The organism is Pseudomonas sp. GGS8, from assembly GCF_024168645.1.
GTDB lineage: Bacteria > Pseudomonadota > Gammaproteobacteria > Pseudomonadales > Pseudomonadaceae > Aquipseudomonas.
The window spans coordinates 6,226,312-6,238,542 of sequence record NZ_JALJWF010000001.1 but is presented as its reverse complement, the minus strand read 5'-3'; the positions used below and the strand labels follow the sequence as shown (position 1 = coordinate 6,238,542).

The 12,231-nt window shown below is 57.1% G+C and carries 17 protein-coding genes and 1 tRNA gene; 5 read left to right on the top strand and 13 right to left on the bottom strand.

Annotated features, from left to right (window positions below):
- Positions 1 to 153: 153 nt before the first annotated feature.
- A tRNA-Val gene (locus tag J3D54_RS28010) sits at positions 154 to 230 on the top strand.
- A gap of 109 nt (positions 231 to 339) precedes the next feature.
- On the opposite strand, the gene J3D54_RS28005 is transcribed toward J3D54_RS28010, so the two are convergent.
- The 4 genes from J3D54_RS28005 to J3D54_RS27990 form a co-directional block, all read right to left on the bottom strand.
- Positions 340 to 1,476 carry a tyrosine-type recombinase/integrase gene (locus J3D54_RS28005; RefSeq protein ID WP_253425557.1) on the bottom strand — a complete coding sequence of 379 codons (1,137 nt, stop codon included), beginning with the start codon at positions 1,474 to 1,476 and terminating at the stop codon, positions 340 to 342.
- The gene (locus tag J3D54_RS28000; RefSeq protein WP_253425554.1) at positions 1,476 to 1,709 is read right to left on the bottom strand and encodes a hypothetical protein; all 234 of its coding nucleotides are present in this window, start codon (positions 1,707 to 1,709) and stop codon (positions 1,476 to 1,478) included. Before J3D54_RS28000 ends, J3D54_RS28005 begins: the two co-directional genes overlap by 1 nt.
- 644 nt (positions 1,710 to 2,353) lie before the next feature.
- The gene (locus J3D54_RS27995) at positions 2,354 to 2,686 is read right to left on the bottom strand and encodes a hypothetical protein (RefSeq protein WP_253425551.1); all 333 of its coding nucleotides are present in this window, start codon (positions 2,684 to 2,686) and stop codon (positions 2,354 to 2,356) included.
- 428 nt (positions 2,687 to 3,114) lie between these two features.
- Complete coding sequence (locus J3D54_RS27990) at positions 3,115 to 3,807, bottom strand: hypothetical protein (RefSeq protein WP_253425548.1); 693 nt, start codon at positions 3,805 to 3,807, stop codon at positions 3,115 to 3,117.
- Positions 3,808 to 3,977: 170 nt separating this feature from the next.
- Here J3D54_RS27990 and J3D54_RS27985 point away from each other — a divergent pair, with 170 nt between their 5' ends.
- Both J3D54_RS27985 and J3D54_RS27980 read left to right on the top strand, forming a co-directional pair.
- Complete coding sequence (locus tag J3D54_RS27985; protein ID WP_253426819.1) at positions 3,978 to 4,247, top strand: hypothetical protein; 270 nt, start codon at positions 3,978 to 3,980, stop codon at positions 4,245 to 4,247.
- A 90-nt stretch (positions 4,248 to 4,337) separates the two neighbouring features.
- Positions 4,338 to 4,727, top strand: a complete 390-nt coding sequence (locus J3D54_RS27980; protein WP_253425545.1) for a hypothetical protein — start codon at positions 4,338 to 4,340, stop codon at positions 4,725 to 4,727.
- On the opposite strand, the gene J3D54_RS27975 is transcribed toward J3D54_RS27980, so the two are convergent.
- Entirely contained in the window at positions 4,728 to 5,042 is a 315-nt protein-coding gene (locus tag J3D54_RS27975; protein WP_253425543.1) for a DUF4406 domain-containing protein, read from the bottom strand.
- The gene (locus tag J3D54_RS27970; protein ID WP_253425539.1) at positions 5,039 to 5,635 is read right to left on the bottom strand and encodes a hypothetical protein; all 597 of its coding nucleotides are present in this window, start codon (positions 5,633 to 5,635) and stop codon (positions 5,039 to 5,041) included. Before J3D54_RS27970 ends, J3D54_RS27975 begins: the two co-directional genes overlap by 4 nt.
- Before the next feature lie 102 nt (positions 5,636 to 5,737).
- On the opposite strand from J3D54_RS27970, the gene J3D54_RS27965 reads away from it, so the two are divergent.
- Complete coding sequence (locus J3D54_RS27965; RefSeq protein WP_253425536.1) at positions 5,738 to 5,923, top strand: hypothetical protein; 186 nt, start codon at positions 5,738 to 5,740, stop codon at positions 5,921 to 5,923.
- On the opposite strand, the gene J3D54_RS27960 is transcribed toward J3D54_RS27965, so the two are convergent.
- Positions 5,920 to 7,965 (bottom strand): DNA cytosine methyltransferase, encoded by a 2,046-nt coding sequence (locus J3D54_RS27960; protein WP_253425533.1) that lies wholly within the window; start codon positions 7,963 to 7,965, stop codon positions 5,920 to 5,922. The two genes, J3D54_RS27965 and J3D54_RS27960, sit on opposite strands and share 4 nt — an antisense overlap.
- A gap of 66 nt (positions 7,966 to 8,031) precedes the next feature.
- Here J3D54_RS27960 and J3D54_RS27955 point away from each other — a divergent pair, with 66 nt between their 5' ends.
- Entirely contained in the window at positions 8,032 to 8,820 is a 789-nt protein-coding gene (locus J3D54_RS27955) for a hypothetical protein (protein ID WP_253425530.1), read from the top strand.
- Between the two features lie 38 nt (positions 8,821 to 8,858).
- Here the strand turns inward: J3D54_RS27955 and J3D54_RS27950 are convergent, their stop codons facing one another.
- The 6 genes from J3D54_RS27950 to J3D54_RS27925 form a co-directional block, all read right to left on the bottom strand.
- On the bottom strand, positions 8,859 to 9,674 hold the full coding sequence (locus J3D54_RS27950) for a DUF2303 family protein (protein WP_253425527.1): 816 nt from the start codon (positions 9,672 to 9,674) through the stop codon (positions 8,859 to 8,861).
- Between the two features lie 26 nt (positions 9,675 to 9,700).
- The gene (locus tag J3D54_RS27945; RefSeq protein ID WP_253425524.1) at positions 9,701 to 10,048 is read right to left on the bottom strand and encodes a hypothetical protein; all 348 of its coding nucleotides are present in this window, start codon (positions 10,046 to 10,048) and stop codon (positions 9,701 to 9,703) included.
- A gap of 91 nt (positions 10,049 to 10,139) precedes the next feature.
- Positions 10,140 to 10,601, bottom strand: coding sequence for a hypothetical protein (locus J3D54_RS27940; RefSeq protein ID WP_253425521.1), 462 nt, complete (start codon positions 10,599 to 10,601; stop codon positions 10,140 to 10,142).
- A complete protein-coding gene (locus J3D54_RS27935) occupies positions 10,598 to 10,840 on the bottom strand; it encodes a hypothetical protein (protein WP_253425518.1) in 243 nt (80 codons plus the stop codon). Before J3D54_RS27935 ends, J3D54_RS27940 begins: the two co-directional genes overlap by 4 nt.
- A gap of 7 nt (positions 10,841 to 10,847) precedes the next feature.
- The gene (locus J3D54_RS27930; protein ID WP_253425515.1) at positions 10,848 to 11,411 is read right to left on the bottom strand and encodes a siphovirus Gp157 family protein; all 564 of its coding nucleotides are present in this window, start codon (positions 11,409 to 11,411) and stop codon (positions 10,848 to 10,850) included.
- Complete coding sequence (locus J3D54_RS27925; RefSeq protein ID WP_253425512.1) at positions 11,408 to 12,145, bottom strand: hypothetical protein; 738 nt, start codon at positions 12,143 to 12,145, stop codon at positions 11,408 to 11,410. The genes J3D54_RS27930 and J3D54_RS27925 overlap by 4 nt, the downstream gene beginning before the upstream one ends.
- Between the last annotated feature and the right edge of the window lie 86 nt (positions 12,146 to 12,231).

The following is a 12,231-nucleotide window of genomic DNA, read 5'->3' as shown; positions in this document are numbered from 1 at the left end:
GTGCATTGATCCTACCCGAGTTAAAAATCGACCGCCAGCCACCGGAAAATCTTCTTTGCCACAGCGAAATTAAATATTTTGCATATTCATAGGGTTAGGTGAAAAAAAGGTGTTGACACCCCTCCGGAATTCCGTAGAATGCCGCCTCACAGCAGGCACGTAGCTCAGTTGGTTAGAGCACCACCTTGACATGGTGGGGGTCGTTGGTTCGAGTCCAATCGCGCCTACCAAACAAAATCCGCTCTGCTGGGCGGTCTAGAGGGGTCACCGGAAACGGTGACCCCTTTTTGCTTTCTGCGATTTGCAAAACTTTTGCAAAACTTTTGCAAAACCCCCACCTCAGAACGCCAACTCGGCGCCCACTTCCAGGTACTCGATCTTCTTTTCGTCGTGCCCCTCCTGATAGTGCTTCGTCATCTTCTCGTCCGCATGCCCCATCAACGCTTGAATGTACTCCTGCGGGAAATTTTGCTGCTCGTACAGCCATGCCCCTAAAGCGCGGATCTCGTGGAAAGTGGGGCGCTCACCGGCCGGCACATGGTCGTAGGCGTGTGCCGCATCCCTGGCCTTGCTGAACTCCTTGGTCAGGTAGTCCGGAGTCACCGACGTCCAGTGGTCCTTTGCGGCGATCTGTTCCCGGCGACGGGCTTTCGGCTTGTAGTGGATGAGGTACGGTGACACGAGCGGCGACCGTAGGCACTCGCCGACAACTTCACGCAACGCTGCGCCCATGATGATCTTCAGGTGAACCGGGTTGTCGTAACCCTGAGTCTTACCGGGCGACACCGTCAGTGTGTTCTTGTCCATGTCGACAGCAGACTTCACCCAGGTGACGATATCTTCACGACGCTGAAGACTGGCCAATGCCAAGCGAATGGCACGCTTCAGCCAGGGCGGCGTGGTCGCAGCGTCGATGATTGTCTTCAACCCGTCGAGCGTGTGCCGCTGGCGCTTCTTCTCCGCTTCCTTCTTCACCAGTGTCAGTTCAGCGTTATTGCGCTCGGCCAAACCTTTGGCCACGGCGAAGGCGAAGATCTGAACCCACAGCCCGCGGTGCTTCGTGTAGGCATTGTTGCTGAATTGGTCCAGGTACTCGGCCATGGCCAGCACATCCATCTGCCCGATCAGCCGGTCGCCGAGATCCTGCCGGTACCGCTCAAGCTTGAATTTGATCTCTTCCAATGTTCGCGCCGCGTAGCCCTTGTCAACCAGCCATTCATCCGTAAATCGCTGCACCAGGTTGCTCACCGTTGGCAGGCGATCGCCAGTCAGCAGAGTGAGCAGGGCGCCGTCATCGACGACCAGCGTCGCCAGCTTGAGATTGGCCGCCCGGGCCAGCTTGATTGCCTCCTCCAGCGGGCGATTGATACTGGTCATTAATCCCGTGATTGGGTTGCGGTATCGCCAGTACTTCCCATTCGGATAAAGATTCGGCGGCAGCTTCCTGTTTTTCAGCGTGCGCGGCCGGGCAGCCATCAGCCTACCTCCATCATTTGCGCCAGCAGCGGGTCATTTGAACCCATGACTGCTGCCTGCACGTCAACGAAATACATCCCGCCTTTTATCTCGCCTACCACTTCGCCTTCCTCAATCCATTTTTTCAATTGCTGCAGACTCGGCTTTCCGCCGGCGTACCGGAGCTTCCTGTATTCGCCCGCCTCCATGAGGCGCGGCAACTTGACCGTGATCTGGGCCAGAATTTTTGCCATTGTGATGCTCCATGCCGCGCGTGGCGGCAGAAGGTGGTTAGGATTTGCTGGCGACCCACTTGATGAGCTCGGCTTCGTCCTCCGGCCGAACCTTGAGTTCGCCCTAGCTGAGCCCGCGCACGACTCCAAGAATTTCGCATGCAGCCATGCCGCCACGCCCAGCGAGGGGCTGCAGAGACTGGCTGTGATTGCGCAGGGCCTGCTTTTCGTATGGCGCGAGCAAGTGCGTGGGGATTGATTTGATGTTGGGGCACTTCATGACGGGCATATTTTCGAGAGGCATGAGAATTCCTTCCCACCGTGTACCGGCAGGTCATGTATAAATTTTTGAAAAGTAATTAAGTTGCTGTATCGTTTCAGCAGTTCACCCTGCCGCATGACTCTTTACCAGTCCATGGATGGCAAGGTCATACGTGCAGGGCGAACCCTCATTCGCTAAACGCCGTACACCGGCAGGCTGTTCAGTTGTGAATTGTTCAGAATTGCGTAGGGACGTGGCGTTGCGGAGCGCGTAAGGTTTCCCAGCTCGTCCTGCCAGGTGCTATATGTGCTGGCGCCGTCCAGCACCTGGTTAGGGCGAGCTCTTTTCGATTATCACCGCGGCCCCTTGTAGCAGTACACATAGGCGAACCAGGCGAGGGCGATCATGGCGTCACCCGCCGGCCCCAGATGCAAACAGGGCCATCCTCGGCGTCGTGGATCGACAGAATGAACCAACCCGGTTCGGCGGGGTGCTGAATCTCCCACGCCGAGCAATCGACTTGGCCGTCTTCCATATAAACGTTGAACACATCGGTCGAGACGTCGCTTTCCATGTAGGTGATCTTCGTTTCCACCTGGTGGCGCTTGCACCAGTCGTTGAACTGCTCTTCGGTAATTTCGTCGTCGAATTCCGACAGGTAATCGGGGTGGGACCACCAGCCCTGCGCGTCGCGTTCAACTGGTAGGGCGTCAATCAAAACAGTTTCTTCAGGCATGACTTTTCCTTTGCCGCTATTGCGGCTGACTTCGAAGGGGGAGGTTTAGTTAAATCGTACCGGCGGTCAGATTCAGTGAATCATTGGCTATCGCTGTACTCCACCGACCGAGGAACGGTTGTTTCTTGATGGTGGTGAATTCCGTCCGAGGCGAAGCAAATGGCATCTATCGATGACTTCAGGATCAAATCACATCAGCTCCTGTTAGAGCTCGACGCCGCTACCATGGGAATGATGATGTTGGTGTCGTCAAAGTGTCTTTCGGGGCCCGATTGGGATGTGGCCCGCAAGAGACAGCACGACGCCTACAAATGCTGGGACGCTTTTATGAATAGCCCGTTCGAAGCCAGTACCGATAATCTTCAAACTGCTATCTGAGCTTCCAGTTTCGTGTGGCGTCGCTATATCGGCTGACCTTGAAGGGGGGATTACAACTTCAGCGGGAGTTTGCCGAGGTGGTCTTCGATGAACTGCTCGGTGAAGGAGGGCGGTGGCGTCTGCTGATTTTCTTGGCGCAGTGCTTGCTGAACTGCCTCGACAACGCGGCGCAGGTAAGTGAATTCGTGGTTTTCTTCGACAGCCTTGCCATTGAGCGAGTAATGCCACTCCTCGCCGAACAGCTCGGTCAGCAGCGCGCTTTGATGCCAGCATTCGTTTGAGCTTTCGATACTGCGCAGAACATTGATGTCATGCCAAAGCTCGCAGGCTTCACCTTTGCTCAGCTCGCCCAGTTCCCAGTCGTGGCGCCCGGTCTGCTGCCGACGGCGCTGAACGACGCACTTCTTGGCCAGGGTATGCAGCGCGTCACCGCTGAAGACAGTGGAACTGATGCCGCGATTCAAGCAGTTCAGAACGTAGTCCCAGCCGCAATCGGCTACGAACTGCGCGACGGTACGCGGCCCCATGCCACCCCAATAGGCGTTCCAACTATTGTCCCAGCAATTGATGGTGATCTTGCCTTGGGCGGTCTGGTAGTTCGGGTTCGATTCAGTCGGGCAGTCGCGGCGGCCGAAGTCCTCGAGGAACACGGTGATCGGATCAAGCCGCGGGGCGCCGGTAATGACCAGCTTCGTGACTGTCGAGCGCTCAACCTTCAGCGGCTCGGCGATTTTGTTTTCCATGGGCACTACCTGTCCTTGCCGCTATAGCGGCTGAAAGTTGTACAAAAATTTTGATCTCGTACAGTTATTACGGCCAGTTGTCAGATGCTGCTTCAGTGCGGTTGAACTTCGTTCTCATAGATCTATTTTTGGATTCTGTTGACCCTGACAAGAAGCAGGCAGGGGGCTCTATGAGAGTTCGAGGCGATGTCTTCTGGGGCTGGGCAGACCCCACGCTCAATCACCGAATACACGACGAAATCCTTAGCGACGGGACTCTCATCGACGTGCAGGTCAGGCTATCGCGAGGTGGGAACGCCGAGATGTTCATCGGGATTTATGCTCCCGATGGTACGGCGCTGCATGAGGAGGCTGTCGACGCTCGCCCGGGCGAATCGATGACCAGAATGTTGGCTTGGGGTGTTGGTCGGGCTCGCCGGTTTGCCGCTTCCTCGAGATAGCGGCTGACTTTGAAGGGGAGGGAGTTACTGGTGTGCTTTACTGGTGTCTTACATGCCTGCACTTCGCAAGCCGAGAAAGGATGCTCTGATTTGGTTCGATATATTCCTTTTGCACTGCTACTGCCGCTTTGTTCTGCTTCTGCGTATGAGCCCGAGCGAGCTGCAAACAATCTTGCGCATGAGCTGGCTGAATGCGCCGGGTTCTACTTGATTTCAGCGAAAGTTTTCGACACCCAGCAACCGGAACTTACTGAGCGCAGCCGAAATGCTGCGGATACCGCCTTGGAATACTCGACGGCACTTACAAGTGAGAAGCTGACTCGCGCTAGAACTGAGATGGCTATCAAGTCGATGACAAAGGAAATCAATAATGACGGCGCGAATTTTTCAATTCTTCTAAACAAGTACGCCGAGCAATGCGGCGCAACTGTTTCTGACCCGGTCAAGCGAATGGACTATTGGAAACAAAAGCAGGACTGATCATCCTGCAATCTCCATTGATATCAGATCATGGGCATCCACCACCGTCATGCCGAGGCGTTCAGCGATCAGCACTTCGAGGCGGGCGCCCTTTGAATGCTCCCAGCCCGGGAGCGTGGCCACGGTGTCGCAGTCCATCAGGGCGGCGATGTCGCGGCGCATGCAGTCGTTCCAGGAACCGCCGTCAGGGTTGAGCTCGGCGGGGTTGGTGACGGCGTGGCCGGCGTCGCGCAGGTTGGCAGTCATTGTGGCGAAGGCGGGGAAGTTGAGGCCGGGCAGGCCGGTCATTGGCCCGCTGAGGTAAATGCGCTTCATGCGGCCACCTTCGGCGTGTAGGTTAGCGTGCCGTTGAGGATCGCTTCTTTGATCGCGTTGAACTCCCAGGCGTAGTACTGCGAGTCGACGTAGACCCGCATGCCTTTGCGATAGTCGTGCTTCTTGCGCCGGATGAACGCCTCGGCCGCGTCTTTGGTGAAGTGGGCATTGACGTATTCCCAGCTTTCCGTCCAGCCGGTGACGCTATGGCCGCTCAGTTCGCCAAGGACGTACCACTGATCATCCTCGGATGCCTTCATGAATTGGCAGCTTGACCACTCCTGCATCGCCTTGTTAAGGGCCGCTCGCTCATCGCGATCTTGATCGGCCCAATACTCCTTCGGCGAGAACCATTCACCCTCGTTGCAATGATCGAGCAAGACGCGGTTGTCGCTATAGTCGGTATCCATGCCGTAGATGATCCGCTTAGCCTGGACGATGAAGATCGCGTCAGCGGTGCAGTGATCTCGAACGCCTGCGCCAACACAGTCATGACGCAGGCGTTTGACGTAGTCGGTCCAGGTCGATGCATCGAGGCCTGCACCGGTCGCCAAGCTCGGTAGCGGCTCGGCCGGTTTGTTTTCTGTGGGCATGGGCGTCCTATGCCGGGTCATGCCCGGACGGTGAGTGATTGATGCTTTACCTCCCAGATTCCGGACTAACATGAGGTCTCACTTGATGCCGGAGTTACAGCAATGACTGTGAAATTCGTTTGCCAGAAATGCGGAAAGGAAACTGAAGTCGACATGCACTACGACAAAAACATCGACGGCCAGGTATTCAACTGTGCCGGGTGCGGTGCCAGGCATGTACAGATCGACGAAATCAAAGCGCCTGGCGCACCGGTAGAAATGCGGTTCCGACTCGTCGATGAGTCTTAAGCCGCAATTGCTTGCCGCTCAGCCACACGCCAAGGGTCATTGGCCCTAGCCAGTGCCGCCATCGGTGGAGGGCTGACGCTGTTCCCGCACATGTGGACTTGCTGAGTCTTGGTGAACGGCTTGCCGTCGGCGCCATGGCTGATGATGTAGTCGGCGGGGAAACCCTGAGCCTTGTACAACTCGGCCGGTTGCAGCATCCGTAGGCAGATGTCGACGATCACGTAGGGCGTGCCCTTGATGGTGACGGTGACCAAGCCCAGCCGATCCTTGGTGGTGATCGTTGGCGCGGGTTCATCGGCACCACTCACGTTCTCGGTACCGTAGTAGCTGATCAGGAATGCCGCGACCCGCAGTGCACCAGCTTCAACCTCTGGCGAAAGCTGAAATTCGACCAGCGAGCTTTTACCGCCGCCGCCCGCCGTGATGGTTGGTGCTGGCTCATCCACGGCCTGGCCAACGCTGGCGCCGAACTGACGCTCCATGAATGCGGTGACCAGGCCGTGGTGGGTGCCGCCAGCGCTTATCGTATGCAGCGGATCGGCAGCATCCCGTGCATCGCAATTGCCACGCAGGTGCACCAAGTTGGCGGTCACCAGCTGCTGCTGACTGCCGGTGTTGGTCACCGTGGTCATGGGGTCATCAACGCTCTTGGCATCGGTGGTGTTGAAGCCGCCATTCATCTGCGCCATGAACACCGTCGAGATGCCCATCGCGTGGGCTGCGCCGGCCGGGCGTTGGTAATTGCCACCGCTGGTGATGGTCGGTAGCGGCTCATCGAGCGCCTTGCCTTCATCGGTAAACCGGAACTTCACCAGGTGAGCAGAAGCGATCGCGGTGTCGGCCTTCGCTGTGATCGTGTAGCTCGGCTCGTTGCCTGGGCGCGGTTCGGTTTGTCCCGCGCGGCCACCTACACCGACCATTACCGGGCTGATCAGCGTCAGTTCCCCGCGGTTGGCACAGGTGACTGTCGGTAGCGGGGCGTGCGGGTCGTTGATTCGGTCGCTGCCATGATGCGTGGCTGGTGCGATGATCGGGCTGGCCATGGCGAACGATCCGCCGCGCGGCCAAGAGGTCACGGTGCGCAGTGGGTCGTGCGCTGACTGAACACTTTCGCCGGACCAGTTCGCGATTGGCACGATAAATGGGTCAGCGGCATCGATGACGAACTTCTTCATGCCCTTGGCGATCCGACGCAGGGTGGCCGGGGCCAGTGGTTTTGGACGGTCGAAGATGCTTTTGCTTGGGATCGTCCAGTCGATGCACTCAGCGGCGGTGCGCCACTTCTGCTGACCCTTTGCTGGGTGCTTGGCATGGGTCGGCGCCGGCCAGACAACCGGCTCACCGTCACAGCGGGCGATCATGAAGAGGCGTTCCCGGCTGGTCGGCGCGCCGAAGTCGCAGGCCTTGAGCACTCGCCATTCGACGACATAACCCAGGTGCTGCAGCTCAGAGACGAATGTGGCCCAGGTCTGGCCGCGCCGTTTCGGGTCAGGCACCAGGAACTGTTGGTGGACCGGGACCACCTCGCCTGGCTCGGCGATGCCACCACCCAACTTCACGACGCGGCCGGTGGCTTTGCAGCGCTTGGCAATCAGCGGCCCCCACTGAAGGATCTGTTTCACGTTCTCCAGGCTGATGACGCGAGGCTTCTTCTTGCCCGCCCATTTCAGGCCGATCCACGACAGGTTGCGAATCTCACGCTTGCGCGGCTGGCCGCCAGCGGCCTGGCTGTGGTGTGTGCAGTCAGGGGACATGTGGAACCATCCAACGGCCTTCCCACCGCACTCGGTATCCGGATCGCCATCGAACACATCGGTGGTGTAGTGCACTGCTCCTGGGTGATTGACGGTGTGCATGCTGATCGCTTGAGGGCTGTGGTTTTTCGCGACATTCACCGCGCGGCCCAGCCCCATCTCCAGCCCGGTACCGGCGCCGCCGCCACCACAGAAGAAGTCGACAACGATCTCATCGTCCTGAGTGCTGAAGCCGAGTCCGTATTGAGTTTTGAAATCGAAGGGATGTTTCTTCTGTTGTGCGGACATGGGGAATCCTCGCCGGCGAGTTGAAGTTGTGGGATATTCGTCTCATCAAAAAGTAGTGAGGCGAGCATGAAGTTCGAAGCAACTCAAAAGGGAAATCCTTACAAGCTGACTACCGATCAGCATGTGTTTCCTAAAGCTTGTATCGATAGATTTTCGAATACTGAAGGTTTTGTTGAAGTATTCAGTTACAACGCTAAAAAGGTTTTAAAGATTAAATCAAATAACAGTTTGTTTTGCGCCAAGCGCGTGTGGGACCAACGCACTGAAGTTGGAATCGGTAAGCGAATAGAAGATCGATTTCAAAATCTAGTTCGCGGTATTCAGAGTGGCTCCGTTACCGTTATCGGGTATTTCGAAAAAATTGTTGTCGAGGATTTTTTCTCTCTGTGGAGAAGTCGTCAGAAGTTTAAGTTGGATGGGTTGCCGGATGTGCAAGTTGATAGAATTTCAAGCGATCCCTTGACCAAGGATCAGCAGGAGATACTAGAGAGCAACCACACTATATTTTTTAGGGATGGCGTCATGCCTGGACGATTTGCCGCTGGAATTCATGTTGTCGGTTACATTAATGCTTTTCGGCACGATAATCGTAATACGGAGTGGGGTATCGTTCGCGCTGTTGATGGTGAATTCATAGTTCCAGATTGCTTTGAGGATATGATGATAATTCCCATATCCCCAAAGCTATCCATCATTGCAGATCAGCCAAACTCTACACTTACTCGGTGCGAGGTGGCTGTAAATAATCAGGTTGCGATAAATCGCTCGACAAATTACTACTTTGCTCGAGATTTATCTAAGTGCCCTGTCTATCGGGAATATCCACCTCGACTGCAGCGCATACTTGCACTATAGGCGATGCTGCCTTTGGCAGTATGCTTGGCCCGCTAGGCTTACTTCGGATCGAAAGTACCCAAAGACAATGCGGCAGCATCACCGATCTTATCTTGAAGCACTGTTTTGAACTCCTGTGCGATGTCCTCTCGCTGAACCTCTTCACCCACCCAGCGCAATTTCAAAGCCGGCTGGGCACCGCTTGTGATCACCGACACGCGGAGCATGATCTGCTGTTCGGTCAGGCCTTCGTACGGGATCACATTGAACAGCAGCGAGGTGGGCAGGGTTTCTTTGCTGCGGGCCTCGATCTGGTCCATGGCGCTTCTGCTGGCGCTGGTGTCGCCGACGGTTGTCTCGGATTCGCTGGTCGCTTTGATCGTGATAGTTCGCACTGCTGCGATCGCCTTCGCGACAGGGATCGCGTTGCCTTCGTCATCGACCGGCGTGAGGTACTGATGCCAGTCTTCGATCCAGTCGCTCAAATCCTTCTGTGTCATAGCCCGTCCGCCGATTGCCTGTGCAGCCTTGTAACCAGCGGACGCTTTCAATCGAAGCAGTGCGCGATCATCGGCGTGACCTGGCAATGCATCGGTGCCCAGGTTGAAGAGCAACGTGCAGGTCATTTCGTCTTGATCGATGAAGCCCTTGGCGTTCGCTACAGCTCGATCCGAAACGTAAGAGCTGAAGTCGGCTAGCGAATGGGTCGAGTAGATGCCACGGAAACGGCTGCGCCCGGCCTGCCATTTTTCGAGAGTGACGACCTGGCAGCCTTCGGGCAGCACAATGGTAGGCGTTTGGGTGGCCAGCGCCTTGCCGCTCGCTTCGAGCGCGGTGTCGGTGATGAGCTGGATCGCTTCTTTGGTCAGAGACATTGGTCAGTTCCTTGATGGTCGAGCGGTTAGGTGCGGGGAGTGATAGGTGCTTGGTCGCGGCTGAAGAGCTGATCGTGCTTTTCCGCGAAGAGAGTGATTTTTCCGCCGGAGCCGACATGCATCGGCGTGTCCAGGCTGGTGTTCTCGCTTCGAGTACCGCGCTTGGTCGGCACCTTGTAGTCGAGCTTGTGCTTGATCTTCACCTGGCTGGACTCGCCGATCTGGCTGAAGTCCAGAGTGATCACCAGCTTGCCGGCCTTGCCGTGGTCAACTACTCCAGCGGCTACTTCGGAAAGGGCGTGGCCGATTTGGCTGGCAAATGCGCCGCCGTTCAGCTCTTCGAGGAACTCGGCGGTATCGGTTGGGGTTGGCATTGCTGTTTCTCCGGGATGGCCAACAGGCCGCTTGGGGGAAGGTTGAATTGCGACTGGCGAAGGCGCTGGCGCACCTGATGGTTGATACGTCTCATGCGGCTCTTTGCTGACTCCAGACACCCACGGCGTCGAACACCCGGGCGGCCTGTTCTTCCGTGAGCGAGACCTCAGCCGGGACGGCAATCCAGCCCGATGCGACCCGATGATTCGGATTGCTCTCGGCGACCAGGTCTTTGTAGGTTTCCTCGATCACGTCTTCGAGGTGCGCGGCCAGGTAGTTGCCCTGGGGCGCCACCTCTACCGACTTGGTGTAGCGGTGCCCGCGCTGATCGCGGCACTGGACGCTGACGTAGATTGTCCAGCGGTGCGGGAGGTCGCAGACCGCCTCGGCGAGACGTTGGCCGGGCGGGATGTTTTTGCAGTTCTTCCAGTTGATCATGCCCTGGCGGCCGCTTGGATCGATGTTCACCACCGCGACGTGGTTGGTGCTGAGCAGTGCCCGGCACGATCGGTCGATGCGGGCCTTGAGGTTATGCGGTTTGCGCTTGCTCATAGTGAGTCCGCCATTTTGCGAAGCGCCTGGCGCTCGGCCCAATTCAACCCTTTTGGTTTTCGCTTGAGCACCGTGCCGGGATCGACTTTGTCCGAGCGGGCAGGCGGCAACGGATTGCGCGGCGGGCTTTTCAGTTGTGCGATTTGCCCGCCGGCCGCTAGGTACTGGGCGACCTGATCAGATATCGCTTGTGCTTGTGGCCGGTGCTGTTCGACCAGCTTTAGGTGGTTGCTGATCATGGCTGCCTCATTTGATCCGGATTGAGCTCTCGCCGCGCTCCAGGTGAGCCCAAATAGGCTCCTCCAACAGGTCGGCCTCGGCGTCTTCGCCGGCTTCAATGCGCTTGCGCACCGCGGCGTTGTGATCGCGGATTTCCTTGAGCTTCGCTGCAATCGTCTTTTTGTCCGGCGAGAACACGGTCTTTGTTTCGATGAAGTCGTCGGGGATCTCGTCCTCTTTATCGACGATTACCTTTTCCGGTGCCAGAGCCAGGGTGATGGTGAACAGAGGGCGCTTGATCGACTTGATGTCCGCAGCCTCCATATTGCGGCGCAGGTAGTCGCTGATCTGGCTGACGCTGTTCTTCTTCACGCGTTTCAGTTCGTTGAGCCGCTCGACTTCTTTGTCGATGGCATCGATATCGCTTTCGATGTTGCGGCGCAACATGACGATGTTGTCGGCCTTCACTTCGAACTCACCCTGAATCGCATCCATGGTGTTTTGCAGGGCCTCTTTCAGGCCCTCGTCGTCGGTGTCGGCCATCGCCTGTAGTTCGGCCATTTGGCCAGAGAGCTTGTAGAGCTGAGTCATGCTGCGTTCTCCCGTTCGGCGGCATCAGTAATGCGTTTCCACTCCAGCGAAATGCGCTCGGCACCCTTGGTGTCTTTCCGGAGCGTCAGCTTGCGCACTGCGGTGTCGTGGATCTTCTTGAGTTCCTGGGCGGACTGGGCGCCGGCCATGGTTTCTATAACCGACCTGATGAATTCCAGGCGCTCTTGCTGCTGGCGCTCGATCTCTTGCTGCTTGTCTTCTGCCTTGGCGATCGCCACTTCGTCCCGCACGGTCTCGACATAAGCAGCGTCGTCGAACAACCCCATGTGGATGTCCGCTGCGAACCCGAGAGGTTGAAGGCACTTGCCGATGGCATCCGTGAGCGATTTTTTCGCTGCCTCCCAGTCGGTAATGATCTTGCCTTGCTGCAGCAACACGAAAGGCGTGTGACCGTAGTGCTGAACAGTGCATTTCTGGCCCTCTTTGCCCAGATACCAAAGCTCAATTTTCACCGTATGCAGCTTGGCGTTAATGAGCGGGGCGCCGGGCCATTCCTTTGTGGGAGCCTGGAGCGGGGCGCCCTCGTCGAAGCGCTCCTCAAGGACAGTCCAGCCCCAGCCTTCACCGCACGGCCCGAATATCTCAGTAGCCTTGCGCATCAGGTAGGTCGGCTTGATGGCGGTACCTTTGAAGCCGCCCATGCCGGTGAAGTTCTTGGTGGCACTTGGATCGGTGGTGTCGACCAGATCCCAGATCCGCATATTCGTGGACATGAGTGTTCCTTGCCGCGATGCACGCAGCGTTGAAGGTGTGAGTTATTGAGTGAAGCGGCCAGCGAAAGCAGCGATAAGCAACGCGG

Bases quoted from the DNA above. Each gene is read 5' to 3' on its own strand.
- J3D54_RS27975 (WP_253425543.1), bottom strand. From the start codon at position 5,042: ATGAAGCGCATTTACCTCAGCGGGCCAATGACCGGCCTGCCCGGCCTC.
- J3D54_RS28000 (WP_253425554.1), bottom strand. From the start codon at position 1,709: ATGGCAAAAATTCTGGCCCAGATCACGGTCAAGTTGCCGCGCCTCATG.
- J3D54_RS27930 (WP_253425515.1), bottom strand. From the start codon at position 11,411: ATGACTCAGCTCTACAAGCTCTCTGGCCAAATGGCCGAACTACAGGCG.
- J3D54_RS27995 (WP_253425551.1), bottom strand. From the start codon at position 2,686: ATGCCTGAAGAAACTGTTTTGATTGACGCCCTACCAGTTGAACGCGAC.
- J3D54_RS27935 (WP_253425518.1), bottom strand. From the start codon at position 10,840: ATGATCAGCAACCACCTAAAGCTGGTCGAACAGCACCGGCCACAAGCA.
- J3D54_RS27950 (WP_253425527.1), bottom strand. From the start codon at position 9,674: ATGTCTCTGACCAAAGAAGCGATCCAGCTCATCACCGACACCGCGCTC.
- J3D54_RS28005 (WP_253425557.1), bottom strand. From the start codon at position 1,476: ATGGCTGCCCGGCCGCGCACGCTGAAAAACAGGAAGCTGCCGCCGAAT.
- J3D54_RS27970 (WP_253425539.1), bottom strand. From the start codon at position 5,635: ATGCCCACAGAAAACAAACCGGCCGAGCCGCTACCGAGCTTGGCGACC.
- J3D54_RS27945 (WP_253425524.1), bottom strand. From the start codon at position 10,048: ATGCCAACCCCAACCGATACCGCCGAGTTCCTCGAAGAGCTGAACGGC.
- J3D54_RS27955 (WP_253425530.1), top strand. From the start codon at position 8,032: ATGAAGTTCGAAGCAACTCAAAAGGGAAATCCTTACAAGCTGACTACC.
- J3D54_RS27925 (WP_253425512.1), bottom strand. From the start codon at position 12,145: ATGTCCACGAATATGCGGATCTGGGATCTGGTCGACACCACCGATCCA.
- J3D54_RS27965 (WP_253425536.1), top strand. From the start codon at position 5,738: ATGACTGTGAAATTCGTTTGCCAGAAATGCGGAAAGGAAACTGAAGTC.
- J3D54_RS27990 (WP_253425548.1), bottom strand. From the start codon at position 3,807: ATGGAAAACAAAATCGCCGAGCCGCTGAAGGTTGAGCGCTCGACAGTC.
- J3D54_RS27960 (WP_253425533.1), bottom strand. From the start codon at position 7,965: ATGTCCGCACAACAGAAGAAACATCCCTTCGATTTCAAAACTCAATAC.
- J3D54_RS27940 (WP_253425521.1), bottom strand. From the start codon at position 10,601: ATGAGCAAGCGCAAACCGCATAACCTCAAGGCCCGCATCGACCGATCG.
- J3D54_RS27985 (WP_253426819.1), top strand. From the start codon at position 3,978: ATGAGAGTTCGAGGCGATGTCTTCTGGGGCTGGGCAGACCCCACGCTC.